The following is a 25,148-nucleotide window of genomic DNA, read 5'->3' as shown; positions in this document are numbered from 1 at the left end:
CTATTTTCCGAAAATCGACGTAAAGGTCTGTGTATCCGCTTTTAAGTCTGTGGCTATTTTTTGCCAGTCGGCGCGGTAATGGGTTTTCGGCAATTTGTACCAGGCTTTTTTTGCATAAGGCCGGTTGTCGGTGGCGTGGCTGCTGGCCGGCGCCAGCCCAGAGCTGTTGACCCACGAGTTCTGCCCATCCGTCGAAAGTGACCACGCCATGAAGAGTTTTGCGGCGTTCGGATGAGGGGCTTTGGCGGAGATGCCTATGAAGTAGGGCACGGCAAGGCCAGGCTCGGGGAATTTCCATTGAAGCGGAGCGCCTTTCAGCCATTGCGTCGCGCCCGCGGTATCGGCCGTAATGCCGGCCGCATATGCGAAATCACCGGCTACCAGCCTTCCGATCAGCGGATTCACCCCGCTGAAAATGGTTGGCTTGAGAGTGGCCAGCTTCTTCCAGTAATCGACTCCGTATTTCTGTTTGTTGTAGTAGTAGAAAATCTGTGTGGTTCCGCCCGCTCGTATATCGACCAGCCCGGTATTATTCTGGAATGGCCCGTTAGGCACGTCTGCCCAGGTTTTTACCCCTTCCAGCCATTTCTTTTGTTCTGGCTTGATGTCTTCGGTGTTCCATATTATTCCGATATGCGCCAAGCCGATTGCGTACCAATAACCTTCGTCTTTCCAGAGATCGTCTATCAGCGATGCAGTGGGGGGAGTCCAGTTCAGAAGCAAGCCTTCTTTGGCCAGCCGCGAGCCATATACCGGGCTGGAGTTCATCCAGATGTCCGTGGGGCTGTTGCCGGCGCGCATCTCGTTGGTAAATCGCTGGGACAGCACGCCGCCGGAAGCGTTGAATACTTTCAGCTTGATGCATGGGAAGAGCTTCTCGAAGTGTCCGATAATGCCTTCCTGCTCGCCGCGCAATATCAGCGAATACATCATTGCCGACCCTTCACTGCAGGCGGCATCGACCGTTTCTTTGCTGATTCCGGGTATTAGTTTTTGCGCGTTTTTCCATGCTGTCGCGGCATCGGCTGACGCCGCGGACGCTGGCTGTTGCATTGCAAATAGTGCCGATGCAATGGCAACCCCTTTCAGAAAATGCAGTGCACGTGGTATTCGCGTGTTATTGCACCGTTTCATTTTTGTCTCCTTTGCTTCCGGATGAAGCGCAATAGCCCAACCTTCGATATTTCCACGTCGGCTGGACATGAAATAGAGTAAAAAAATGGGGCTTGCTGGCATCGGTGGACGGCGTGCCTATTATGATGGGCCGCAGATGTAGGCTGATCGCACCTCTAGGCCCATTATGTGAACCTTAATACCAGTTGCTGTTCATGATAGCAGCAGATATTGGCTGCTTATTGCAGTGCTTGCAGTGAAATAGTCCAATACGTGGAATTTTGCGTTTAGGGGTGGCCGAGCCCTTGGCCGCATCGGAGAATTCGCCTGGTGGCCATTGCGGCCAGGCTGTGCCTTCCGTTTAAAAAGCCGCGTGTAACGGTCGGCGGTTCATTTTCCCCGCGCACAGGAATGCGGGGTGAAGAGACGCACGTAAAGGACTATTGCATGCGCGAATGCCTTACGCGAACGCCCTAGCTTGCTCCGCCAGTTCGCATCTTCCCCAAAATGTTCTTCCACTGCTCGGCGTTCAGATCCGGTTTTCCGGAATCCACGCTTCCTGCCTCTACGGGTACGCCGCCTCGCGACGCCATGAGTCGTTGCGCCACAGGGTCGGCCAATACGCGTTGTGTGGCGTCGACCATTTTGGCAGCGATGTCTTTGGGCAGCTTGGACGGTGCGATCAGGCTATAGCGGTTGGTGACCGTGTACCCGGGTAAGCCTGCTTCGGCGAAGGTAGGCACAAGCGGCAGGCCGGCCAGCCGCTTGTGCCCCGACACGGCGAGTACTTTGATGCGCCCGCTCGATGCCTGGGAAAGTATGGTGGGGGCGCCGGTGATGAGCATTTGCACCTCGCCGGCCATTACTGCCCGCATTGCGTCCCCGCCCCCCTTGTATGGCACGTGGGCAATGTCGATGCCGGCGACTTCGTTGAAAATGGCCGCCTGCAGGTGCGTGGTGCTGGCCGCTCCGCCCGACCCGTAGTTGAATTTGCCCGGATTGGCCTTGACCATGGCGATGAAGTCTTTCAGCGTCGCTACATTGAGCGAGGCCGACACCACCAGGGCCACCGGTGTCTCGAACACCGGCGCCACCGCTATGAAATCCCTGTCGGGGTTGAACGGCAGGTGGGCCGAAGTCGCCGGCATGGTCAGGAACAGCGCCGTGTTGTCGATGACATAGGTATAGCCGTTGGCGGGTGCCTGGGCCAGTGCGGAAAAGCCGATGACGCCAGCCGCGCCGGGCCTGTTCTCGACGACGAAGCTGGCGTCGAGCAGCTTTGAATATTGCTCGGCCATGGTTCGCGCGACGAAGTCGACCGTGCCGCCTGGCGACCAGGCCACGATGATGCGCACCGGCCGCTCGGGGTAGCCGGAGGCACGCGCAAGGGGAGAGATGCCGCCGGCGAGGGCGAGGGTGGAGGCGGCGTGCAGGAAGCGTCGGCGGCCGGCGCTTGTACGCGGGGGGAGGGATGGTGCAGTCATGATGTCTCCTTGGCTCCGGACATGGGGTAGCGGGTTGGTTGGAAAAATCGGAGTGGGCTGCATGGCGGTTCCGGCCGCCTTTCGTGGGCGTGGGCATGAGCCGGGCCGGGCTTGGCGGGCCGCGAGGCCCGGCCCGCATTCAAGTCGGGGCGTATGAAAGGCGCGCAGCACATGTCATTCGCGGCAACCGATGCCGTCGTGCTGAGCGACGAAATGCAGGACGAGATCCGCACAGGCTGCGGCCTGAGTAACGTGCAGGTTGTGGTGCCGGGACGGCAGTTTGACCACAGCAAGATCGCGTACGTGCTCACGGAACAGCGCCTCCTGCTCGCGCGTGACGATAGGGCCGTCGGACGGCATCAGCACCAGCACCGGACACTCCAGCCGCGGCAGCGCCGGCAGTGCGGTGATCCGTTTGGCGATATGGTGCATGGCGATCAGGACTTCTACGTCGGACTGCCCTTGCTGCTCGGCGAACCACTGAGCCAGGCCGGGATCGGTGTCTGCGGCGAAGCGGTCTCCCTGGTTCTTGGCTTTCGCATAGCCGAGCGAACCCATGGCGCGCAGCGCCTCTTCCCAACTGGGGTAGCCGAAGCAAGAGCGGTTCTGGAAATCCTGATCCAGGAATATGGGGGTCGAGACGAGGTTGAGCGTGCGTACGCGCCGCGGCCGTTCGGCCGCGTACAGCATGCCCAGGATGCCGCCCAGCGATTCGCCGCAGTAGTGCGCGTCCTGCGCGCCCACGGCATCGAGTACCGCGTCGATGTCGTCTATATAGGCGTTGGCATGCAAATCATCGGCCAGGTCGAAGTTCTTGCCCGAACGCCCCAGCCCGCGCAGGTCGGCGCGCACCACTTTGTAGAATCGCGCCAGATACGGTATCCAGCGATACCAGAATTTGGTAGAGCGGCCGAAACCGTGCTGCAACAGAATGAAGGGAGCGTTCTTCCAGGGGTCGGTGAAATCATCGACTTCGTAATACAGGTCGGGTTTGCTGGGGCGTTGGATGACGGGCATGGGATCCTGCTTGAATAGAGTTGTCGATGGCGATTCGTCCAGGGGGCGCGACAGTTATTGCTTCAATGCTAGAATCCCTTGCTTATGAGTACAAGTGACAATATCCGTGCATACGATTACTAAAAGGTCATGATCGGATGACACTGCAGCAGCTCAGATGCCTGTGTGCCGTAGCGGATCACGACTTGGGCGTCTCGCGCGCGGCAGCCGCCTTGCATTTGACGCAGTCCGCGGTCAGCAAGATGATCCGGGCCCTCGAGAAAGAGCTGGATCTGGAAATCTTCATGCGCCAGGGCAATCGCCTGGTCGGCGTTACCGAGGCCGGGAGGGAGGCGATTGCGTTGGCGCGCAGGATGATGCATGACAAGGCCTCGCTGGCTGCCTTGGCCCGCGAGATGGAGACCGATCAAAGCGGTACGCTGCGGATCTGCACGACCCCCTTGCATGCCCGCTATGCGCTGCTGCCCGCGATTGAAAGGTTCGTGCGCACCTATCCTGCGGTCGATCTGGACATCCGCCATGGTCGCCCGGCCGATGTCCTTAATGCGGTTGCCACCGGCGACGCCGATTTCGGCGTTTGCACTGTGCCAGAGCGTATTCCGCCACGCGTGCTCACGTTTGACGCCTATCCAATGGATTATTGCCTGATCGTGCCTGCCGCCCATCCGCTGGCCATGCGCAAATCAGTCTCGATCGAGGAAATCGCGAAATACCCGCTGATCAGCTACAACGAAAGCTTCAATTCGGGGTTTGTCGTCAAGCGCGAGTTCCAGCGGCATGGGCTTGCGCCGCGGTTCGTCATCAAGGCGTCGGATGCCGGCGCTGTCAAGGCCTATGTCGCAGCGGGGCTCGGGATCGCGGTGGTCTTGAAGATGGCGTTCGATCCAGAGCGCGATCGCGGGGTGAAAGCAATCGATACATCGGGAATTTTTCCCGTGTCGGTTGCGAAGGTAAGCTTGCGCAGCGGCCAGCCGCTGCGGCGCTTCACCCGAGAATTCATCTCGATGTTTGCCGCGGCCGATTTGTCCGAAGTGTTGTAGCCATACCGCCTCTCTATTGCCGGGCCCCGGACTGCCGGGCGTCGTACGCCTGCTGGGCGGCTACGACGGCCTTGATATGCGTCTCGGACCATTCGATCAGCACGTTCACCGAGCCCGCCAGTGTTTCACCCAATGCAGACAGCGAGTACTCGACCGTGACGGGTACGGTGGGGAATGCCTCGCGATGCACCAGGCCGTCGCGTTCCATGCGCTTCAAGGTCTGTGACAGCACTTTTTGCGACAAGCCGTCGATTTCGCGCAGCAGGGCGTTGAAGCGCCATGGCCGCTGGCGCAGCAGGCCCATGATCAGCACGGTCCATTTATCCGCGATGCGATCCAGAACCAGGCGCGTAGGGCATTGCCGGGAATAGGGGTTCGGGGCCATGGACGGGTTCGGATTCATTGCCGGTTTCTTGAAGGTAAGCAGGTGACGTAAAAGTGCGTTCTTCACAGCAGCACACGGGTGGATTATAGTTTCTTTCGGATACCAGGTGTGTTTTTGAAATTTATGGCTTCGAAATCGCTACCTGTGCGTTCGATTTTCGAACCCGGTTTTTCAATCCGCTTTCTTTGCAAGGAGAACTCCCCATGTCCACTATCGCCCTGATCGGCGCTTCCGGCAATGCCGGCTCGCGCATACTCAAGGAATTGTCCGACCGCGGCCACCGGGTCACGGCGCTTGCCCGCCACCCGGAAAAGATCGCCCGCTTGCCGGGCGTTACGCCCAAGGCGGTCGATGCCGGCGACCAGGCCGCGCTGGCTGCCGAGCTCAAGGGCCACGATATCGTCATCAGCGCTGTGCACTTTACCGCCAGCGACCCGCAAGTGCTGATCGGCGCCGTGAAGGCGGCGGGCGCGCAGCGCTATCTGGTGGTGGGCGGCGCGGGAAGCCTGGAAGTCGCTCCGGGGGTGGCGCTGTACAGCACGCCCGATTTCCCCGATGCCTACAAGGCCGAGGCGCTGGCGGGCGGCGTCTTCCTGGATCTGCTGCGCAAAGAGCCGACGCTGGACTGGACGTTCCTGTGCCCCTCGGCCATGTTCGGGCCGGGCGAGCGCACGGGCAAGTTCCGCCTGGGCAAGGATCAGTTGCTGGTCAACGACAAGGGCAGCAGCATTTCGTTCGAAGACTATGCCGTCGCCCTGGTCGACGAGGTCGAAAAGCCCGCGCACAGCCGCCAGCGCTACACGGTCGGTTATTGACGGGCTGTTCTTCCCGGCTTATTCCGGCTTGATGCCGGCATGCTTGATTTCTGCGCCCCAGCTCTTGTATTGGGACATGACGAAGTCGTGCAGGGCCGGGCCCGCGAGCACGTCCGGCTCCATGCCGATCGCAAGCAAGCGCTTGTCGATGTCGGGGTCGGCCATGGCCAGCTTCAACTGCCTGGCCCACCAGGCCACGACATCTTGCGGCAGATGCGCCGGGCCTGAGACGCCGATCCAGCCGACCAGGTTAAGGTCGGCCAGGCCCAGCTCCTTGCCGGTGGGTACGTCGGGCAGGATGCTCGAGCGCTTGGCGGCAACCAGTGCGACCGCATTCAGCTTTTTGGCGTGGATCTGCGACAGCACGGAGCCGAGATCGGCCGCTACGAAATCGATGCGCCCGCCCAGCAGGTCGGTGATGGCCGCCGGCTGGCCTTTGTAGGGCACGGCCACCACATTGATGCCGGCCGCGCGGCTGAAGGCGGCGGCGGCCACGCGTCCGGTGCCCGAGCCATAGCCGCTGCTGAGCGCGCCCGGCTTGGCCTTGGCCGCATCGATGAGGGCTTTGGCGCTGGCATACTGCTTCGCGGCGTTGGTGACGACCGCCACGTCGAAGTGCACGACGCGCGCGACGTGGGTGAAGCCGCCCACCGTGTCATAGCGCTGGAAAGCCTTGGACAGATAGGGGCCAGAGGAATTTGTGGCGCTGGAACTGGGCATCATCGTGTAGCCGTCGGGCGCCGCGTGGGCTACGAGCCCCAGGCCGATCACGCCCAGCGCCCCGGGCTTGTTCTCGACCACGATGGTCGCCCCGGTGCGCTTGCGTATATTGTCGAGCAGCAGGCGAGATACATTGTCGATAGTGCTGCCGGCCGGAAAGCCGACGACAAACTGGATGGGCTTGGCGGGGTCGGGGTAAGCAGTGGCCGCCGCGATTGCCGGCAGGGACGCCAGCGCCAGCATGGCGCCGCCCAGGATGTTGCGCATGATGTGTTCCTCCAGTGGGGGTTAATTTCCTTGTGCCTGGCCGTGCTCGAGCTCGCTCAGCACTTCTTCCGTGTGTTCTCCCAGGGCGGGCGCGTGCCGCCTGATCGAGCCCGGCGTGGCGCTGAAGCGCACGGGGATGCCGGCCTGGATCAGCGCCCCTTCGGTGGGATGCTCGGATCTATGCCAGAACCCCGTGGCGCAAAGCTGCGGGTCGTCGAGCAGATCCGCGATGGAGTTGACGGGCGCGAAGGGGATGTCGGCCTCGGTAAGCAGGGACACCCATGCGGCCGTGCTGCGCGAGGGCAGTGTGTCCTCGACGAAACCGTACAGTTCGGGGAAGTGCCGGCTGCGGTTGTTGAGCGTGTTGTAGCGCGGATCTTCGGCCATTTCGGGCACGCCGGCCAGCTCGAAGAAGCGGCGCCATTGCGTGTCGGTATACGGCACGACGCTGAGGTAGCCGTCGAGCGTGCGGAACGGGCGCCGATAGGCATTGAGCAGCCGCGCATAGCCGGCTCCGCCTTCGGGCGGAACGAAAGTCAGGCCGGCCAGATGCTCCGGCAGCATGAAGGCGGTCATGCATTCGAACATCGGCACTTCCACAGCCTGGCCCTGGCCGCTGCGCTCGCGGGCATAGAGCGCGCAGGCTACCGCGTTGGCCACGTACAGGGCCACGACCTTGTCGGCCATGACCGAGTTGGCGTAACGCGGCGCCTGCTGGCCCGCGCCGCCCTGCAGCCAGGCCAGCCCCGAGGCAGCCTGGATCGTGTCGTCGATCGCGGCACGGCCCGCATACGGCCCGGCCTCGGAATAGCCGTAGCAGGCGCAGTACACCAGCCGCGGATAGCGGGCCTGCAGCGATGCGTAATCCAGGCCCAGGCGGCGCATGGCCGGCGCGCGCATATTGGAGATGAGCACATCGGCGCTCGCCAGCAAGCGTTCGAGCTGCTCGCGGCCGGCAGGGCTTTTTATGTCGAGCACGACACTGCGCTTGTTGCGATTCAGGTTGAGGTAGGCGTGGCTCATGCCGGCGTGCCGCTGCGGAGTCACGTGGCGAAACACGTCTCCCGCCGCCGATTCGATCTTGATCACGTCGGCGCCCATGTCGCCCAGCATCTGGGTGGCCATGGGGCCCATGCCTACGCTGGTCAGATCCAGAATCCGTACTCCATCCATTGCGCCCGGCATTGTGCTTTTTTCCTTGATGAGACGGCCCCGCGTACCAGGGTGCCGGGCCATAGAGACGGGGCGCCGCGCGGCAAACGGGCCTGCGAGCGCCCAATTCCACAGATTGCTTGTTCAGCTAGCTGTTCTGGATTTTGAACTTGAGTTTATATCCATGAACTTTGGGCGGCAATAGTGCGCGATTGGGAATTACCCCAGGGACAGTGTCGAGGTGCTGCTTGCGTGGATGGAAAATGGGCGCGGCCCTGTGCCGCCCGCTTGTCGAAGATCGAGGTTATTCCTGTAGCGCCTGCGCCTTTGCGCCTTCGATGTGCTCGGCCAGATACCCGCAGGACGCGGCGAGCGCCCGGCCGATTTCTTCCGCGCGTTTTTGGGCGCGATCCATCGGCGCCCCCACCACCAGGCAGTAAGGCGTTCCATAGACGCGCAGGGCGCAGGCGATCGACAAGGTATCTGCCTGGTGTTCGCCGAGGTTGACGTGCCAGCCGCGCCGCAGCCCACGGTCGATTTCTTTGCGTACCGCGGCCAGTGTGGTCGGGGTTTTGGCGGTATAGCGATCCAGCGCCAGGCTTTCCAGCAGTTGCTTTCTTTCCGGCACATCCAAGGCGCCCAGCAGGGCGCGCCCCGATGCCGATGCATGCAGCGGCTTGGTCTGCCCGGCCCAGGCGGTGAACCGCACCACTCGATCCGGCTCGGCGACGTCCAGGTACACCACCCGGCGCCCCGAGCGCTGCCCCAGGATCAGGGTCTCGCCCAGCATGTCGCGCAAGCGCTCCAGCTCGGGGCGGATCTGAGCCGTCAATTGATCATGCTCGGCGACAATCCGGGCCTCGTTCAGCCAGCGTCGCGTCAGGTAATAGCGGCCCGCATCCAGGCGTGCATATCCTTCGCCTTCCAATGTGTCCAGCAAGGCCAGGCAGCTGGATTTCGGAAAGCCCAGCGCCGAGGAAATCTGCGTCAATGTCGCGGGCGTCTTGGTTTGTGCGAAGAATTGCAAGATGCTTAGTACTCGCTTGGCGCTTTTTACGTCGCTGTTCATGGGAAGATTTCAAAAAATTCACAGGTACGTATAATAATTCATAAATGCGAACATAAACCCGGCAGGAGCAAAGATATGGCAGGCCTTTATTACGAAGAATTCGAGCTTGGACAGCAGTTCGATCATCCATGGACTCGCACCGTCACCGAAATGGACAATGTGCTTTTCAGCACGCTGACGATGAATGTGCAGCCGCTGCACATCGATGCCCATTTTGCCGCCGGAACGGAATTCAAGAAACCGCTGGTCAATAGCCTGTTCACGCTGGGGCTGGTCATCGGCATGTCCGTCAATGACACGACGCTGCGCACCACGGTGGCCAACCTCGGCATGAGCGAAACCAGCTTTCCCGCGCCGGTGTTTGCGGGCGACACGATCCATGTGCGCACCACGGTATTGAGCAAGCGCGAAAGCAAGTCGCGGCCCCATGCCGGTATCGTGGAGTTCGAGCATGTAGGCCTGAACCAGGACGACAAAGTCATCTGCATTTGCAAGCGGGCGGCCTTCATGCACAAGCGGCCGCAGGAGTCCTGAACATGAGCGCGTCGATGCTCTTCGTGCCGGCCAGCTCGCCGGAAAAATTTGCCAAGGCCTGCAATGGCGATGCGCACGCCCTGATCCTGGATCTGGAAGATTCGGTGCCTCCCGACGGCAAGGATCAGGCGCGCGGCAATGTGATCCAGATGCTGCGCTCCAAGGCTTCGAGCCAGCAGTTGTGGGTGCGCGTCAACCCCGCCGAAAGCGGCCTGCTGCTGCAGGATCTGGCGGCCGTCGTGCCGCATGCGCCCTACGGAATCGTGCTGCCGAAGTGCTGCGGCCGCGATTCGCTTTTTCCCGTCGCTTGCTATCTCGACGCTCTGGAAGCCGCTGCGGGCATCGCCATAGGCCAAACCCGGATTCTGGCCATTGCCACCGAGACGGCGGCATCGCTGTTTCGTTTGGCGGATTATGCCGGTGTAACCGCGCGCTTGTGGGGCTTGGCCTGGGGCGGCGAAGATCTGGGAGCCGATATGGGCGTGATCAACAACAGCGAAAGCGGCGTCTACACCGACCCGTTTCGCCTGGCGCGATCGCTGTGTGTACTGGGTGCCGCCGCGGCGGGGGTGCGGGCGATCGATACCGTCACCGTTGCGTTGAAAGACATCGAACGCGTCAGGCGCGAGGCGCTCGCGGCATTCCGCGATGGCTTCAGCGGCAAGATGGCCATACACCCGGCCCAGATCGAAGCCATCAACCAGGCTTTCACTTTTTCGCCTGAGAAGATCGAATGGGCCAGGCGCGTGCTGGCCGCGTTTGCGCAAAACCCCGGCCAGCGTGCGCTGCAATTGGATGGCCAAATGATCGACGAGCCTCATGCCAAGCAGGCGCGCCGCATTCTGGAAGCCTCCCGATAATTGCCGTCCCGGGGTGATCGCGCGGCCGTCTTGCTTGCGGAGCGCGATGCCGGCGCGTATATTTTGCGCCGGCGCCCGGCGATTCCCGCCTGGGCGCACCGGGGTGCCATGCATTGAAATTCAAGCCCAAGCTCATTTTCGAATTCGCCGTCAATCTGCTGTTGCCGTGGCTGGCGTACCGGGCCGCGCTGCCGCATTACGGCCAGACGGGGGCGCTGTATGCGTCGGCCGTGCCGCCGCTGATATGGAGCCTGGCCGAATTCGCCAGATTCCGCCGCGTCGACGCCCTGAGCGCCTTCGTGCTGCTGGGCATAGCGCTGTCCATTGCCGTGATGGCCCTGGGCGGCAGCCCCAGAATGCTGCTGGTACGCGAGTCGCTGGTCTCGGGCCTGATCGGCCTGGTTTTCCTGGGTTCGCTGGCGCTGCAGCGCCCCCTCACTTTCTATCTGGCCCGGGCCACGCTGGCCAGGCAACAGGCCGAAGGCCCGGCACGATTCGAGATGCTGTGGCGCGAGATTCCGGCCTTGCGCGGCGCGCTGCGCCTGATGACCCTGGTCTGGGGGGCGGGGCTTACGCTGGAATGCCTGTTGCGCTGCTGGCTCGCATGGTATTGGCCGGTCGAGCGTGTGCTGGTCGTATCGCCCATCGTCAGCTATGCGATCTATGGCGGCATGCTGTTGTGGACGCTCTGGTACCAAAGGCGGCTGCGAGCCAGAAGAGGGTAGCGCCGAAATAAAAGCTCGGCATTTGTTACACACCATGCCCTCATCGGCTCGGGGGGCGGCGGTAGAATGGGTCAGGCACTGCCTTAGGTTCAGGGGCATCGACATTACCCGAGGGCCGCCGTATGCAAGCCAGCGATGTAATTGTTTTCCTGTTCGACTGCGACAACACGCTGTTGGACAACGACCGGGTGCAAGACGACCTGCGGGCCTTGCTCGAGCGCAGCTTCGGCAAGGCGGCGTGCGAGCGCTATTGGCAGATCTTCGAAGAGCTGCGCGCGTCGCTGGGATACGCGGACTATCTGGCCGCCTTGCAGCGTCTGCGCCCTGAAGTGGATAACGATCCGCGGCTGTTCGATGCCTCGGCGTTCCTGCTCGATTATCCCTTTGCCGAGCGGCTTTACCCTGGCGCGCTCGACATGCTCGAGCGCGTGCACGCGTACTCCACTCCAGCCATTCTTTCCGACGGCGACGTGGTCTTCCAGCCCCACAAGATCCGCCGCGCCGGGCTCTGGAACGCGGTGGCGGGCCGTGTGCTTATCTACGTGCATAAAGACCGCCGGCTGGGCGATATCCAGGCGCGGCTGCCGGCCGGGCACTACATCATGGTCGACGACAAGCCGCACATTCTTGCCGCCATGAAGGCTGTCATGGGGGAACGCCTGACCACGGTGTCGGTAGATCAGGGCCACTATGCGCGGCAGTCCGACGGCGCGGCGGTGCCGGCCGCCGATGTCGCGCTGGAGAATATTGCGGATCTGCGCGGCCTGGATCGTGCCTCACTGCTAGAGGCCGCGCGTCCCCGCTGAGTCCACGCGCCGTCCGCGTGTCGCGCTGCGGCGCAGCGCTCGCACAGCGGCCGGGGCATTGCATCAAGGAGCTCCACCATGAATCCCGGATATGACAAACCGCTGTACCTGCTGCCCTTCGATCATCGCCACTCCTATGTCAGCGGCATGTTCGGTTTCCAGCCGCCCTTGAGCGCGCGGCAGCATACCGAGGTGGCTGACAGCAAGCGCCTGATATACGACGGCTTTCGCGAGGCGCTGAGCGAAGGGGTATCTATAGATCGCGCCGGCATACTGGTAGACGAGGAGTTCGGCGCACCGGTGCTGGCCGATGCGCGCGCCAGCGGCTGCGTCACCGCGGTGTCGGTTGAAAAAAGCGGATCGGACGAGTTCTTCTTCGAGTACGGCAATGCATTCATGGAGCATATCGCCGCAATCGCACCGACCTTCGCCAAAGTGCTGGTGCGCTACAACCCCGAGGACGACGAGCAGCTCAACCGGCGCCAGGCCGACAGGCTGCGCAGCCTGTCGGTCGCCTGCCGCGATGCCGGGCAGCGCTTGATGTTCGAGTTGCTGGTGCCGGCCAATGCGGCGCAGTTGCAGCGCTGCGGCGGCGACCGCGATGCCTATGACCGCGAACTGCGCCCGGCGCTGATGTGCCGTGCCATACGCGCCCTGCAGGACGAAGATGTCGAGCCCGATGTCTGGAAAATCGAAGGCTTGGATAGCCGCGCGGATTGCGAAGAGCTGGTGGGCACCGCGCGGCGTGGCGGGCGCCGCGGCGTGGGCTGCATCGTGTTGGGGCGCGGCGCCGACGAGCAGCGGGTGATGGCCTGGCTGCGCACCGCCGCCGCTGTTCCGGGCTTCATCGGCTTCGCGGTGGGGCGCACCACTTTCTGGGACGCCGTGGCCGACGAGCGCAAGGGCCGCGCCACGCGCGCAGAAGCGGCGGGCCGCATCGCCCAGCGCTATATCGAATGGGTGCGCATTTTCGAGCAGGCGGCCGCCGCGGCCCCGCAGGTAGCGGCGAATGGCTCATAAGTGTTTGCTATCCGGGTCTATAAGAAATTTTATCTTGACAGAAAACTGCTGTTAGGGGCAAATTAAAAAAAGCTGTATGGGTTTTGTTTTCATGAACAAAGTGTGCGGCCTTAATAAGCAATTTAGAACATACCGCAGTAACTTTCCCTGTAGCTGTTGAAGCATTCCGCACCTATCGTAGGAGTGTCAAATGGAAGAGACAAAGCAGAAGCCTGCCGGCGCCAAGCCGGCCGGCATCAGTCGCCGTGCAGTCTTGCAACTGGCCGCGGCGGCAGGGGTGGCGCAACTGGTACCGCCTCTCATGATCGAGGCGCGCGGCGAACAGCCGGTCAAGCTGGGCATGGACAACCCCCTGACGGGCACCTATGCCGAAACCGGCAAGAACGAGCTCATAGGGTGTCAACTGGCGGTAGAGCAAATCAACGCCAAGGGCGGCATTCTCGGCCGCCAGGCGGTTCTGCTCTCGGAGGACTCCACCAGCGGCGATGCCGGCACCTCGGTGCAGAAGGCGCGCAAGCTCATCGATCGCGACAAGGTCAATTTCCTGCTGGGCAACGTAAATTCCGCGCTCAGCGTGGCCATGGCCGAGGTTTCGTTCCAGAAGGGCGTGCTGCACGTCGTGCCCGGCGGCCATACCGACCAGGTTACCGGCAAGACCTGCCACTGGAACGTCTTCCGTGTCTGCAACACGACGCGCATGCTGACCAACGCCATCGCCAAGTCGCTGATGCAGATGTACGGCAAGAAGATGTATTTCCTTACGTCCGATTATGCCTTCGGCCACACCTTGCAGGAAGGCTACGACGCCAACCTGAAAGAAGACGGCGGCGTCGACCTGGGCGTGGACATGATCCCGCTGGGTACCACCGACTTTTCTTCCTACCTCATCAAGGCGCAGGCGGCCAACCCCAACGTCATCGTGTTCCTGATGAACGGCAACGACCTCACCAATGCGCTCAAGCAGGCGGTGCAGTTCGGGCTGGACAAGCGCTTTCATCTGGCCGGCGCCAACCAGGAACTCGAAACCCTCGAGGCCCTGCCGCCCGAGGCGCGCCTGGGCGACTGGGTGTTCGAGTGGTACTGGAACCAGCCCAAGGTGCCGCACGTCATGGAATTCGTCGACGCCATCAAGAAAAAGACCGGCCGCGTGCCCACTTCGCGCACCTGGTTCGGCTTCGTCGGCGGCTGGACTTGCGCCCTGGCGGCCAACAACGCCAAGTCGCTGGATCCGGTCAAGATGGCCAAGGCGCTGCAAGGCTACACGCTGCCGCCCGAAGTCGGCCTGATGCCCAATGCGCCGTTCTACCGGGCCGGGCAGAATCAGCTCATCGGTTCGCTGTACGTGGGCACCGCGCAGCCCAAGGGCAGCGTGCCGGACGACCTGTTCCACGTCACGCGCATCGTCGACGGCAAGACCATCGCGGGCACCGTGGAAGAGTCGGGCTGCAAGATGACCTGGCCGACCTGAGCCGCGTGTGCCCGGGCGCATCGCGCAGCCGGCGCGGCGCGCCGCCACGCATGTCCTGTACGACGATCACACTCGAAATAGTACACGCCACGCAACGCATGCCATACCATAGAGCAGCACCCACGCCGCCGCCTCGGCCCTGACGCCGGGGCGGCGGCGCGTGCATGCGACGGCACGCCAACCAGGGGCCCGCAGTGACTCAATTGCTACTGTTCAATGTCTTCAATGGCCTGATCGTCGGCGCCTTCTATGCGTTGATGGCGCTGGGCCTTTCGCTCATCATCAACCTCACCAGCGTCATCAACTTCTCGCACGGCGGCTTCCTCGCCCTGGGGGCGTACATCGCCTACACGATCATGCCTTATACCGGCTTCTGGGGGGCGCTGATCGTAGCGCCGGTCATCACCGCGCTGCTGGGGCTGCTGGTCGAACGGCTGCTGATCCGCCACTGCTACGGGCGCGATCCGCTCTACAGCCTGCTGCTCACGTTCGGCCTGGCCTATGTGTTCGAAGACTCCATCCGCTATACCTGGGGCGCGCAGGGCCTGCCGTTCCAGCTGCCGTCCTGGCTCACCAAGCCGCTCAGCAACTACATGTTCTTCCTGACCGGCTACCGCGTATTCATGGTGGTGCTGGTGGCAGTGGCAGTCATCGTGCTGTTCTTCGTATTGCACCGCACGCGGCTGGGCATGCGCATCCGCGCCGGCACGCTCGACCTCGAGACCGTATCCGTGCTGGGGGTTAATGTGCGCGTGTTGCGCAACCTGAATTTCGGCCTGGGCATCTATTTCGCCGGCTTGGCGGGCGTGCTGGCCGCGGGCCTGCTGGGCCTGCAGCCGACCATCGGCGATGCGCTGATCATGCCCAGCTTCGTGGCCATCATCGTGGGCGGCCTGGGCAGCCTGACCGGCACGCTTTTCGGCGGTCTGCTGATCGGTGTGGTGGCCGGCGTCACCACGGTGTTCTTTCCCTCGGCGTCCGAGGCCATCATCTACATCATGATGGCCATCGTGCTGCTGGTTCGGCCGCGCGGCCTGTTTGGCGAAGAAGGAATGACCCTGTGAACGGCAAGCGCAATCTGATTCCCCTGGCGATCCTGTGGATCGTGCTGCTGACCATGCCCTACTGGATGGGCTATGTCGGCGGCTACACCGACCTGGCTACGCGGGTTCTGGTAATGGGCCTGGCCGCCATGTCGGTGAACTTCCTGCTGGGGTTCACCGGCGTGCTGTCCTTCGGGCACGCGGCCTATTTCGGGCTGGGCGCTTATGGCGCCGGGCTGGCGCTGAAATACCTGGTGCCCAGCACGCCCGCCGCCATGCTGGTCGGCATCCTCGTGGGTACCGCGGCGGCCGCGCTGGTGGGCCTGCTGATCGTCAAGCTGCGCGGCATCTACTTCGCCATGGTAACCATCGCCATCGGCCAGATCTTTTATTTCATCGCATTCCGCTGGCATTCCGTCACGGGCGGCGACGACGGCCTGACGGGCTTCACGCGCCAGCCCATCGACCTGGGCTTCACGCGCATCGACATCATGACGCACGACAAGGCCTATTACTACCTGGTGCTGGTGGTCTTCGCCGTGGCGGTGGGGGCCATGGCGCTGCTGCTGCGTTCGCCTTTCGGCCGCACGCTGCTGGCCATCCGCGAAAACGAGCGCCGCGCGCGCTTCCTCGGCATTCCGGTCGATCGCCACATCTGGATCGCCTTTGTCATTTCGTGCTTCTTCGTCAGCATAGCCGGCACACTGTATGCACTGCTCAGCAACTTCACCGACCCGCGCTCGCTGCACTGGACGCTGTCGGGCAACTTCGTGATCATGGCCGTGCTGGGCGGCATGCGGTCTTTCTGGGGGCCGCTGGTGGGGGCGGCGATCTTCGTCGTGCTGCAAGACTACGTGTCCAGCCACACCCAGAACTGGATGTTCTTCATCGGCATATTCTTCGTGTGCATCGTCCTGTTCTTCCCGCGGGGCGTGCTCGGTTTTCTGCGGAGGAAATAAGCATGAGCCTGCTGCAGATAGACAATGTATCTCAACACTTCGGCAACCTGGTCGCCGTCAACAACGTGTCGCTTGCGGTGGACGCGGGGCGCCTGCATGCCGTCATAGGCCCCAACGGGGCCGGCAAGACCACTTTCTTCAATCTCATCAGCGGCTTTTTCCGGCCTACGTCGGGGCGCATATTTTTCGACGGCCGCGACATCACCTTGCTGCCGCCCGACCAGCGCGTGGCCATGGGCATGGCGCGTACCTTCCAGATCACCGAGATCTTTCCCGAACTCACCGTACGCGAGAATCTGCGCATACCCGTAGAGCTGGCGCAGGGTTTGCGGTTGAAGCTGCGCGCCTCGAAGCAGGTGCAAGAACAAGTAGAGCAGCGGGTCGAGGAATTGCTGGGGCTGGGCGGCCTGGCGGAACACGCCGACCGCATGGTGGGCGAGCTCGCACACGGTGACCAGCGCGCCACCGAGATCATGATGTCACTGGCCTTGCGCCCGCGCCTGCTGTTGCTGGACGAACCCACCGCCGGCATGGGCAGCCAGGAAACCTACAACATGGCCAGGCTGATCCGCAAGCTGCATCAGTCGCAAAGCCTCACCATCGTGCTGATCGAGCACGACATGCGGGTGATCTTCAATCTTGCCGACCGCATCACCGTGCTGGCCGAAGGCCGGGTGCTGGCCGAGGGTAGTCCCGAGGAAATCGCCGCCAGCGAGCAGGTGCAGACGGCTTATTTGGGGAAGGCGGCATGAAGGCACTAGAAGTCCAGGGACTCAATACTTATTACGGCAAGAGCCACATCCTTAAGGGCGTGGATCTTTATGTGGAAGAGGGCGAGCTCGTCACGCTGCTGGGCCGTAACGGCGCGGGCAAGTCCACCACGCTGCGCAGCATCGTGGGGCTGACGCCGGCCAAGTCGGGCAGCATCCGCATATTCGGCCAGGACACGACCCAGGCGCCGCCCTACCGCATCGCCATGCTGGGCGTGGGCTTCGTGCCCGAAGGGCGGCGCATCTTCGCCAACCTCAGCGTCGAGGAAAATCTCAAGGTGCCCATGGATCGCCCCGGCCCCTGGAACATTGCGCGCGTCTACGAGCTGTTCCCGCGGCTGGCCGAGCGCAAGCACAACAAGGGGCGCCAGCTATCGGGCGGCGAACAGGAAATGCTGGCGATTGCCCGCGCCTTGCTGCTCAACCCCAGGCTGCTGGTGCTCGACGAGCCTTCCCAGGGCCTGGCGCCGCTGATCGTGCAGGACGTGTTCCGCGTCATTGTCTCTACCCGCAATGAAGGCATGTCGGTACTGCTGATCGAGCAGAATGTGCGCGCGGCGGTAGAGGTCGCCGACCGCGCCTATGTGCTCGACGACGGCCAGATCGTCTATACCGGCGCGGCGGCCGAGTTCGGCCAGGACGAAGAGCGCGTGCGCGCCCTGGCCGGCGCCAGCGCTGAAAAGTGGGAGGCTCTCGACTGACGCCGGCTCGGCGCGCGGCATGGCTGCCGCGTGGCCGACAGGCCGCAGCCGGCTGACATCGGCACGGCCGGGGTGGCACGGGCGGCACGGGCAGCGGCGCCGCAGGCAGGCTACGGACGGGGTTCTAGCTAGCATGCGCGGCGGCGCTATAGTAGACGCAGACGGCGGGCGGCCTTTTTGGGCCGCCCGGCCCAGCCGAGGATCCCCATGCCGAAAGTCTACGCAATCGATGGCTTCACCCCGGTGGTCGACCCCACCGCCTATGTACACCCCAGCGCCGTGCTCATCGGCGACGTGCTCATCGGGCCGGGCGCCTATATCGGCCCCCTGGCGAGCCTGCGCGGCGACTTCGGCCGCATCATCGTCGAGCGCGGCGGCAATGTCCAGGACTGCTGCGTGCTGCACGGCGGCGAACAGGACGACACCATCGTCGACATCGATGGCCACATCGGCCACGGCGCCATCCTGCACGGCTGCCACATAGGGCGCAACGCCATGGTGGGTATGAACGCCGTGGTGATGGACGGCGCGGTCGTGGGCGAAAACAGCATCGTCGGCGCCATGGCCTTCGTCAAGGCCGGCCTGGCCATACCGCCGCGCAGCCTGGTGGTCGGCGCGCCGGCCCGTGTCGTGCGCGAGCTGAGCGACGCCGACATCGCCGGAAAGTCGCGCGGCACGGCCATGTATCACCGCCTGACGCAGCGCTCGCTGGGCACCCTGCGGGCTGTGGATCCGCTATCCCGGCCGGAGCCGGGCCGGAGGCGCTTCACCCCGGCCGATGTCGATCCGCTATGAGTCTTGGCCGCCGCGCACTGCGGGTGGCTTGGCCGGAGCACACAACTTTACTTTTCGGATACGTGCCGCCGCTGCGAACATGGGCGGCCCTGTGGGTTCGCCGTCGCCTGAGGCGGTTATCTTCCCAATATTTAGCTCGCTCTTATCCTTTTTTGAGTTAGACAAGGCCAAAGCCGGTTTCTAGAATGTTCTACACAACGGCGTGCAGTTTTCCACTTGCGCGACCGCCTACAAGTTAGAACGAAGAGGAGACCAGCTGTCATGACAACTACCCCGTCTTTGAGGCTATTCGCCAGCTCCGCGGCTATTTGTGTTACGGCGGCAATGGCGGCCACGCTTCCCGCCGCCGCGGCGGTTACGTCGGATTCATATCCGACTCGCACCATTACCATGCTTGTTCCTATCGGTGCAGGAGGTGTAGCCGATACTTCGGCACGCCTCTTCTCGAAGGAATTGAGCAAGTATCTGAATGTGCCGATAGTCGTGCAGAACAGGCCGGGTGGATCCCAGTCGATTGGTGCCGAATCTGTAGCGCGTGCGGCCCCCGACGGCTACACGCTGCTTTTCTCGACCAGTGGCTTCGTGGCGGCCCCATTGCTGGTCAAAGGTTTCAAGCCCGATCCGATCAAAGACTTCGAGCCAGTCTCGCTGATTGCTTCCAGCAATAACGTGCTGGTGGGCTCTAATGCCATTGCGGGAAATACATTAAAAGATCTTGTGCAGTTGTCGAAAAGCAAGCCTGGCCAAGTGTTTTATGGCTCTCCCTCCGGCGCCACCACCTTGGTATTCGAACATCTTAACCAGGTAACTGGCGCGAAGATACAACGTATCCTCTACCAAAGCACTCCTGCAGCGTGGGCCGACCTCATAGGTGGGCGCATACATGCCGTGATGGAGGGGCCGAAACTTGCACTGGCCCAGGTAAAAGCCGGAAATGCAAAGGTGCTCGCCGTCTTTGGAAGCAAGCGCTCCCCGGAATTTCCCAATGTACCGACGGTGGCCGAGCAGGGTTATCCGGGATTCGGTATAGAGACCTGGCAGGGGTTGTGGGCGCCCAAAGGGACTCCCGCTGCCGTCATTCAAAAGCTGGAAAAAGCGTCGCTTGCCGTTATGTCGACCCCGCAGATGAAAGAGAAAATGCGTGCTTCGGGCCTGGATGCAATCGGCAGCACAGCCGCGGGATTCAAAAAACAGATCGGTGATGACGCGAATCTATGGAGCAAAGTCGCCGCCGGAGCGGGTATAAAACCCCAGTAGGAATGAACATGCATCTCGCTGAAATGTCGCGCAAGCCTGGTGGCCTCATGATGGGTTGGTGCTCTTCGGGCTCTGCCTTGCTTGGCGAAGCTATGGCTGCGGCGGATTTCGCCGCGATCACTATTGATCTGCAACACGGGGCACAGGATTTTTCCGACGCGCTGCGCATCTTGCAGGCCATAGACGGCAGAGGGGTTCCCGCAATGTGCCGGGTTCCGTGGAACGAGCCAAGCATTGTCATGAAGGCGCTCGATGCCGGTTTCGAGGGCATCATCTGCCCCATGGTCAATGATCGCGCTGAGGCGCAGCGACTGGCAAGCTACTGCCACTATCCTCCGCGCGGGCAGCGTTCGTTCGGCCCTTATCGAGCCAACATTGCCTTCGGTAGCGGCTATGTTGAAAGAACGTGGGATGAGCTGGTAATTTTGCCCATGGTGGAAACAGCGGCGGGCCTGAAGAATGTGGACGAAATTCTTTCCACGCCAGGTATATCCGGCGTCTACGTAGGGCCGAAAGACCTTGCGCTGGCGCTGGGCCAGCCAGCCCTGGACACTCCATGCAAACCGGTTCAGCAGGCGATCATGCACATTCTTGCGCGAACTCGGGCGGCGGGCAAACTTTGCGGCATAGCCTGCGGTTCAGCGCAAATGCTGGCAGACATGCTAAGCGCGGGCTTTCATATCGCCACTTTGCAAAGCGATTTGCAGCTGTTCATGTACGGCCTGAATCGGCAGCTGGCTGAGGCCAGGCAACTGCGGCGGCCTGCGGCCTGATGCACGAACCCGTATTGCTGCTATGTCGTGGCCAAGTACTGTGGGACGGAGTCCACAAAGCGGCGGATAACTGCGTCGGGCTCGTCACGACGCCACACCAGTATGGTTTGTAGTGCGGCCTCGTGCGTCCATTTGCGCGCGAACTGTAGTGGGCGGATGACGATCCCGTCTACGGCATGGGATTCTACGGCATAGGGCAGCACCGCCACCCCCACGCCGCGACGTACCATGCCCAACATGGCCGTAATCTGCGACATGGAGACGATATTCTGTGGTGATACCCCGTGTGCTTGATAAAGCCGGTCGAGTATCAGGTTGAAATACCGGGAATTCGGTGACCATGCGATCATCGGGATGCCGTCAAGGCGGCTTAGTGGGATCCGCGGCAAAGTGCTCAATGGATGTCCGGCCGGCATTGCCAATGCCCAGTGATCCTTCATCAACAAATGAGACTCGAATCTGACTGGATCCACCGGAGGGCGTACCAGGGCTACCCCCAAAGCTGCCTCGCTCAACATGTGCAGCTGCTGTTCTATCAACAACTCCTTGAAGATGAAGTTCACGCCCGGATATCGTTCACGATGCTGTTGTACCAGCCTGGGGATCAGCTCATATGCCGCGGTTGAAATAAATCCGATGACAATAGTGCCCTGTTCCCCGCGCGAAGCCAGTTGCGTATTCGTGGCGATTTCGTTGGCTCGATGCAAAATGACCCGAGCCTCGTCCAGCAGGAATTTCCCCGCAGGGGTCAGCGACACCACGCGATTTTCGCGGATCAGTAGTTTGACCGCGAGCCGGTCTTCCAGTAATGCGACCTGCCGGCTCAAGGGGGATTGAGTCATGTGCAGGCGCTGAGCCGCCAGGCCGAAATGCAGTGTGTCCGCCACAGCTACGAAACATTGCAGCTGTTGTAAGTCGAAGGGGTGCTTCATGGTGCAAATTTTCCCAGGTTGCTTACCACGACTGTGCCGCTGATGCTTCCGTGGCAAGAAACCCATCCGCAGCCTGCAGCAAATAGAATATTCAGGCGCACCCTTGTCGCCGCGCAGGGTATTCGTAACCTTACCATACAGATTCCGCAGGTAAGCGGCGGCGAAGCAGCCACGCAGCACACAGTGGCTGGCGAGCTTTCCTAATATTTAGCTGGCTTTTGTCCTTTTTTGAGTTAGACAAGGTCTCTATCGGTTTCTAGAATGCTCGACGTGTCGGTACGCATTGGCGTGGCCGCCGGTAGAATCGCCGGGTTCAAGAGGCTGTTGCGCGACGACACAAGCATGCGGCGCAAGGCGAATAATATGGGATCCGGTATCAACTCCAATACTCCAAAAGGAATGAACATGAGCTTAGCTGAAATGTCGCGCAAACCAGGTGGCCTGGTAATGGGTTGGTGCTCTTCGGGCTCGGCCCTGCTTGGTGAAGCCATGGCAGCGGCCGGCTTTGCCGCGCTAACTGTCGACCTGCAACACGGGGTGCAGGACTTTGCCGATGCGCTGCGAGTTTTGCAGGCCGTGGACGGCAGAGGGGTTCCCGCGATGTGTCGCGTGCCCTGGAATGAGCCCGGTATTGTCATGAAGGCGCTCGATGCGGGTTTCGAGGGCGTTATCTGCCCCATGATCAACGATCGGGCTGACGCGCAGCGCCTGGCAAGTTTCTGCCATTACCCCCCGCATGGCCGGCGCTCGTTCGGCCCGCATCGTGCCAAGATCGCCTTCGGCGGCGATTACGTTGAGAAGGCCTGGGAAAGAATGGTGATCCTGCCTATGGTGGAAACTGAGGAAGGCTTGCAAAACGTCGATGAAATTTTATCTACGCCCGGCATATCGGGCGTCTATGTCGGCCCGAATGACCTCGCGCTGGCGCTGGGCCATCCGGCCCTTGCCACCCCTTGCGAACCCGTTCAACAAGCAATCATGCATATTCTCGCGCGCACTAGGTCGGCCGGAAAAATCTGCGGTATTGCCTGCAGCTCTGCGCAAATGGTGGCGGACATGCTGCGCGCCGGCTTTCACATTGCGACCTTGCAGAACGATCTGCAGCTTTTCCTGTATGGTATGAACCAGCAGCTGGCTGAAGTCAAAGAGCGGCGGCTGGCTGAGGGTTGAGGCAAGAGTTGCGGATTGCCGCCATTTGCTGCTCAGGATCCGCGATAAGCGGTTGCTTTCATTTTTATCTCGAGGAGACGTCATGAAGTTGTTACGATACGGCCCGGCCGGCCGCGAGAAGCCCGGATGCCTGGATGCTCAGGGAAGGGTACGTGATCTTTCCGGCAAGCTGGCCGGCATCGATGCCGCGGCGCTGTCGCCGCAGGGCCTGGCAGCCTTGCGCGGGCTGGATGTGGAGAGCCTTCCACTAGTGGCTGAACCGGGCCGCATCGGTACGCCTTATACAGGCATGGAAAAATTCCTGTGTGTGGGCCTGAATTACAGCGATCATGTAGCCGAGTCCGGCGCCGAAATGCCCACAGAGCCGGTGCTGTTCAACAAATGGTCGCGGGCGACGGGGCCGAACGACCCCATCGTCGTACCCAAGGGATCGGTCAAAACCGACTGGGAGGTCGAGCTCGGCGTGGTCATAGGCAGCAAGGCGCGCTATATAGCCCTGGAAGACGCGCTGTCTTGCGTGGCGGGCTATTGCGTGGTCAACGATGTGTCGGAACGCGAATACCAGATCGAGCGTGGCGGCACCTGGGACAAGGGCAAGGGTTGCGACACCTTCGGGCCTATCGGCCCCTGGCTGGTGACGTCCGACGAAGTGCCTGACCCGCAAGACCTGTCGATGTGGCTGGATGTCAACGGTAAGCGCTTCCAGAACAGCAACACGTGCAACATGATTTTTGGCGTGGCTTATCTGATCCACTATATAAGCCAGTTCACCACGCTCTACCCCGGAGACCTGATCTCCACCGGTACCCCGCCCGGCGTCGGCCTTGGGCAGAAGCCGCCTATTTACCTGAAGCCGGGTGATGTAGTGCGCCTGGGTATTGCGGGCTTGGGCGAGCAGCGCCAGGAAATTCGCGCGTGGGATGCCGCGCTGCTGGACTGATCTTCTGAAACGCACGGGCTCGCAGGCCCGTGCCGCCTGGCAGTTATAGGCCCGCACGAGCCCGGCGAACGGGCCCCGGGTCGCATACGCTTGCGCCGGGCCGCCGCAGTCATAATCCGTAAGCCTGGGATCAGGCCTGGCCCGGTTTGTCGAAGATCTGCGGATTCAGCAGAATCGAGCGATCGACATCATTGATGTCGGTGCGGCCGCAAAACGCCATGGTGATGTCCAGCTCGTTGGCGATGATCTCGAGGCAGCGGGTGACGCCGGCTTCGCCCATGGCGCCCAGCGAATACAGGAACGAGCGCCCGATCATGGTGCCCTTGGCGCCGAGCGCCACGGCCTTCAGCACGTCCTGGCCCGAGCGTACGCCGCCGTCCATCCAGACTTCAATGTCTTTGCCGGCCGCTTCGACGATATGGGGCAGGGCGGAAATCGACGAAGGCGCGCCGTCGAGCTGGCGCCCGCCATGGTTGGACACGATCAGCGCATCGGCGCCCACGTCCACGGCGTGGCGCGCGTCTTCGGCGTCCAGTATGCCCTTGAGCACCAGCTTGCCGCCCCAGCGCTCTTTGATCCATTCCAGGTCGTTCCAGTTCAGGCCGGGGTCGAACTGCTCTGCCGTCCAGGACGACAGCGAGGAAAGATCCGTCACACCCTTGGCATGGCCTACGATATTGCCGAAGGTGCGCCGCTGCGTGCCCAGCATGCCCAGGCACCAGCGCGGCTTAGTCATCAGGTTCAGGATGTTCGCCAGCGTCGGCTTGGGAGGCGTGGACAGGCCGTTCTTGATGTCCTTGTGGCGCTGGCCCAGCACCTGCAGGTCGAGCGTCAGCACCAGCGCCGAGCAACCTGCGGCCTTGGCGCGGTCGATCAGGCGCCCGATGAAGTCGCGGTCGCGCATCACGTACAGCTGGAACCAGAACGGCTGGCGGGTATGGGCCGCGATGTCCTCGATGGAGCAGATGCTCATGGTCGACAGGGTGAACGGAATGCCGAACTTCTCGGCCGCCCGCGCGCCCAGGATTTCGCCGTCGGCGTGCTGCATGCCGGTCAGGCCCGTGGGCGCAATGGCCACGGGCATGGCCACGTCCGCGCCCAGCATGCGGGTGCGGATGGAACGTTGCGCGATGTTCACCGCCACCTTCTGCCGCAGCTTCAGGCGCTGGAAGTCGCTTTCGTTCGAACGGTAAGTGCCTTCAGTCCATGAGCCTGAGTCCGCGTAGTCGTAGAACATGCGCGGCACGCGCCATTGCGCCAAGCGCCGAAAGTCTTCGATGCAGGTGATCGTGGTATTGGGGAACAAGGGGGCCTCCTGGTATGGGCCGCTGTC

26 protein-coding genes are annotated in these 25,148 nt (G+C 62.1%); 17 read left to right on the top strand and 9 right to left on the bottom strand.

The genetic code is table 11. The features are described 5' to 3' along the window. The 3 genes from CEY11_RS10430 to CEY11_RS10420 all read right to left on the bottom strand — a co-directional run bounded on the left by CEY11_RS10430 (position 1) and on the right by CEY11_RS10420 (position 3,614). Positions 1 to 1,134, bottom strand: coding sequence for an ABC transporter substrate-binding protein (locus tag CEY11_RS10430; protein ID WP_158215272.1), 1,134 nt, complete (start codon positions 1,132 to 1,134; stop codon positions 1 to 3). Positions 1,135 to 1,586: 452 nt separating this feature from the next. Next, entirely contained in the window at positions 1,587 to 2,597 is a 1,011-nt protein-coding gene (locus CEY11_RS10425) for a Bug family tripartite tricarboxylate transporter substrate binding protein (RefSeq protein ID WP_158215271.1), read from the bottom strand. Positions 2,598 to 2,771: 174 nt separating this feature from the next. After that, positions 2,772 to 3,614 carry an alpha/beta fold hydrolase gene (locus tag CEY11_RS10420; protein ID WP_088603340.1) on the bottom strand — a complete coding sequence of 281 codons (843 nt, stop codon included), beginning with the start codon at positions 3,612 to 3,614 and terminating at the stop codon, positions 2,772 to 2,774. 137 nt (positions 3,615 to 3,751) lie between these two features. On the opposite strand from CEY11_RS10420, the gene CEY11_RS10415 reads away from it, so the two are divergent. Beyond that, on the top strand, positions 3,752 to 4,654 hold the full coding sequence (locus tag CEY11_RS10415) for a LysR substrate-binding domain-containing protein (RefSeq protein ID WP_088603339.1): 903 nt from the start codon (positions 3,752 to 3,754) through the stop codon (positions 4,652 to 4,654). Positions 4,655 to 4,667: 13 nt separating this feature from the next. On the opposite strand, the gene CEY11_RS10410 is transcribed toward CEY11_RS10415, so the two are convergent. Next, positions 4,668 to 5,057, bottom strand: a complete 390-nt coding sequence (locus tag CEY11_RS10410; RefSeq protein ID WP_088603338.1) for a winged helix-turn-helix transcriptional regulator — start codon at positions 5,055 to 5,057, stop codon at positions 4,668 to 4,670. 185 nt (positions 5,058 to 5,242) lie between these two features. Between CEY11_RS10410 and CEY11_RS10405 the strand changes: the two genes are divergently transcribed. Next, positions 5,243 to 5,854 (top strand): NAD(P)-dependent oxidoreductase, encoded by a 612-nt coding sequence (locus CEY11_RS10405; RefSeq protein ID WP_088603337.1) that lies wholly within the window; start codon positions 5,243 to 5,245, stop codon positions 5,852 to 5,854. A gap of 18 nt (positions 5,855 to 5,872) precedes the next feature. On the opposite strand, the gene CEY11_RS10400 is transcribed toward CEY11_RS10405, so the two are convergent. The 3 genes from CEY11_RS10400 to CEY11_RS10390 form a co-directional block, all read right to left on the bottom strand. Beyond that, positions 5,873 to 6,841: a Bug family tripartite tricarboxylate transporter substrate binding protein gene (locus CEY11_RS10400; protein ID WP_088603336.1), complete on the bottom strand. Its 969-nt coding sequence runs from the start codon at positions 6,839 to 6,841 to the stop codon at positions 5,873 to 5,875. A gap of 21 nt (positions 6,842 to 6,862) precedes the next feature. After that, entirely contained in the window at positions 6,863 to 8,026 is a 1,164-nt protein-coding gene (locus tag CEY11_RS10395; RefSeq protein WP_088603335.1) for a CaiB/BaiF CoA transferase family protein, read from the bottom strand. Positions 8,027 to 8,297: 271 nt separating this feature from the next. Then, entirely contained in the window at positions 8,298 to 9,062 is a 765-nt protein-coding gene (locus CEY11_RS10390; protein ID WP_088603334.1) for an IclR family transcriptional regulator, read from the bottom strand. Positions 9,063 to 9,137: 75 nt separating this feature from the next. Between CEY11_RS10390 and CEY11_RS10385 the strand changes: the two genes are divergently transcribed. The 13 genes from CEY11_RS10385 (at position 9,138) to CEY11_RS10325 (ending at position 20,773) form a co-directional block, all read left to right on the top strand. Next, on the top strand, positions 9,138 to 9,596 hold the full coding sequence (locus CEY11_RS10385; protein ID WP_088603333.1) for a MaoC family dehydratase: 459 nt from the start codon (positions 9,138 to 9,140) through the stop codon (positions 9,594 to 9,596). Positions 9,597 to 9,598: 2 nt separating this feature from the next. Next, positions 9,599 to 10,456 carry an HpcH/HpaI aldolase/citrate lyase family protein gene (locus CEY11_RS10380; RefSeq protein WP_088603332.1) on the top strand — a complete coding sequence of 286 codons (858 nt, stop codon included), beginning with the start codon at positions 9,599 to 9,601 and terminating at the stop codon, positions 10,454 to 10,456. Between the two features lie 113 nt (positions 10,457 to 10,569). Next, positions 10,570 to 11,181 (top strand): VC0807 family protein, encoded by a 612-nt coding sequence (locus CEY11_RS10375; protein WP_088603331.1) that lies wholly within the window; start codon positions 10,570 to 10,572, stop codon positions 11,179 to 11,181. Between the two features lie 122 nt (positions 11,182 to 11,303). Next, positions 11,304 to 11,987 (top strand): HAD family hydrolase, encoded by a 684-nt coding sequence (locus CEY11_RS10370; protein WP_088603330.1) that lies wholly within the window; start codon positions 11,304 to 11,306, stop codon positions 11,985 to 11,987. 78 nt (positions 11,988 to 12,065) lie between these two features. After that, on the top strand, positions 12,066 to 13,007 hold the full coding sequence (locus CEY11_RS10365; RefSeq protein ID WP_088603329.1) for a 2-deoxy-5-keto-D-gluconate 6-phosphate aldolase domain-containing protein: 942 nt from the start codon (positions 12,066 to 12,068) through the stop codon (positions 13,005 to 13,007). 190 nt (positions 13,008 to 13,197) lie between these two features. Next, the gene (locus CEY11_RS10360; protein WP_088603328.1) at positions 13,198 to 14,475 is read left to right on the top strand and encodes an ABC transporter substrate-binding protein; all 1,278 of its coding nucleotides are present in this window, start codon (positions 13,198 to 13,200) and stop codon (positions 14,473 to 14,475) included. Between the two features lie 194 nt (positions 14,476 to 14,669). Next, positions 14,670 to 15,539 carry a branched-chain amino acid ABC transporter permease gene (locus CEY11_RS10355; RefSeq protein WP_088603327.1) on the top strand — a complete coding sequence of 290 codons (870 nt, stop codon included), beginning with the start codon at positions 14,670 to 14,672 and terminating at the stop codon, positions 15,537 to 15,539. A 53-nt stretch (positions 15,540 to 15,592) separates the two neighbouring features. Continuing rightward, entirely contained in the window at positions 15,593 to 16,477 is an 885-nt protein-coding gene (locus CEY11_RS10350) for a branched-chain amino acid ABC transporter permease (RefSeq protein ID WP_088603641.1), read from the top strand. A 2-nt stretch (positions 16,478 to 16,479) separates the two neighbouring features. Next, positions 16,480 to 17,229 (top strand): ABC transporter ATP-binding protein, encoded by a 750-nt coding sequence (locus CEY11_RS10345; protein WP_088603326.1) that lies wholly within the window; start codon positions 16,480 to 16,482, stop codon positions 17,227 to 17,229. Continuing rightward, entirely contained in the window at positions 17,226 to 17,948 is a 723-nt protein-coding gene (locus CEY11_RS10340; RefSeq protein WP_088603325.1) for an ABC transporter ATP-binding protein, read from the top strand. The genes CEY11_RS10345 and CEY11_RS10340 overlap by 4 nt, the downstream gene beginning before the upstream one ends. A 207-nt stretch (positions 17,949 to 18,155) precedes the next feature. Continuing rightward, a complete protein-coding gene (locus CEY11_RS10335) occupies positions 18,156 to 18,743 on the top strand; it encodes a phenylacetic acid degradation protein PaaY (protein WP_088603324.1) in 588 nt (195 codons plus the stop codon). A gap of 261 nt (positions 18,744 to 19,004) precedes the next feature. Beyond that, on the top strand, positions 19,005 to 20,000 hold the full coding sequence (locus CEY11_RS10330) for a Bug family tripartite tricarboxylate transporter substrate binding protein (protein ID WP_088603323.1): 996 nt from the start codon (positions 19,005 to 19,007) through the stop codon (positions 19,998 to 20,000). Positions 20,001 to 20,008: 8 nt separating this feature from the next. Beyond that, entirely contained in the window at positions 20,009 to 20,773 is a 765-nt protein-coding gene (locus CEY11_RS10325) for an HpcH/HpaI aldolase family protein (protein ID WP_158215270.1), read from the top strand. A gap of 20 nt (positions 20,774 to 20,793) precedes the next feature. Here the strand turns inward: CEY11_RS10325 and CEY11_RS10320 are convergent, their stop codons facing one another. Further along, entirely contained in the window at positions 20,794 to 21,705 is a 912-nt protein-coding gene (locus CEY11_RS10320; protein WP_158215269.1) for a LysR family transcriptional regulator, read from the bottom strand. Positions 21,706 to 21,966: 261 nt separating this feature from the next. Here CEY11_RS10320 and CEY11_RS10315 point away from each other — a divergent pair, with 261 nt between their 5' ends. Both CEY11_RS10315 and CEY11_RS10310 read left to right on the top strand, forming a co-directional pair. Beyond that, positions 21,967 to 22,875, top strand: coding sequence for an HpcH/HpaI aldolase family protein (locus CEY11_RS10315; RefSeq protein ID WP_088603320.1), 909 nt, complete (start codon positions 21,967 to 21,969; stop codon positions 22,873 to 22,875). A gap of 82 nt (positions 22,876 to 22,957) precedes the next feature. Further along, positions 22,958 to 23,815: a fumarylacetoacetate hydrolase family protein gene (locus CEY11_RS10310; protein WP_088603319.1), complete on the top strand. Its 858-nt coding sequence runs from the start codon at positions 22,958 to 22,960 to the stop codon at positions 23,813 to 23,815. A gap of 130 nt (positions 23,816 to 23,945) precedes the next feature. Here the strand turns inward: CEY11_RS10310 and CEY11_RS10305 are convergent, their stop codons facing one another. Continuing rightward, on the bottom strand, positions 23,946 to 25,121 hold the full coding sequence (locus CEY11_RS10305; protein WP_088603318.1) for an alpha-hydroxy acid oxidase: 1,176 nt from the start codon (positions 25,119 to 25,121) through the stop codon (positions 23,946 to 23,948). Positions 25,122 to 25,148 lie beyond the last annotated feature (27 nt).

Origin of the sequence: Candidimonas nitroreducens, assembly GCF_002209565.1 — a bacterium.
GTDB classification, from domain to species: Bacteria; Pseudomonadota; Gammaproteobacteria; order Burkholderiales; family Burkholderiaceae_B; genus Candidimonas; species Candidimonas nitroreducens.
This window is presented reverse-complemented; position numbering and strand designations above follow the sequence as displayed.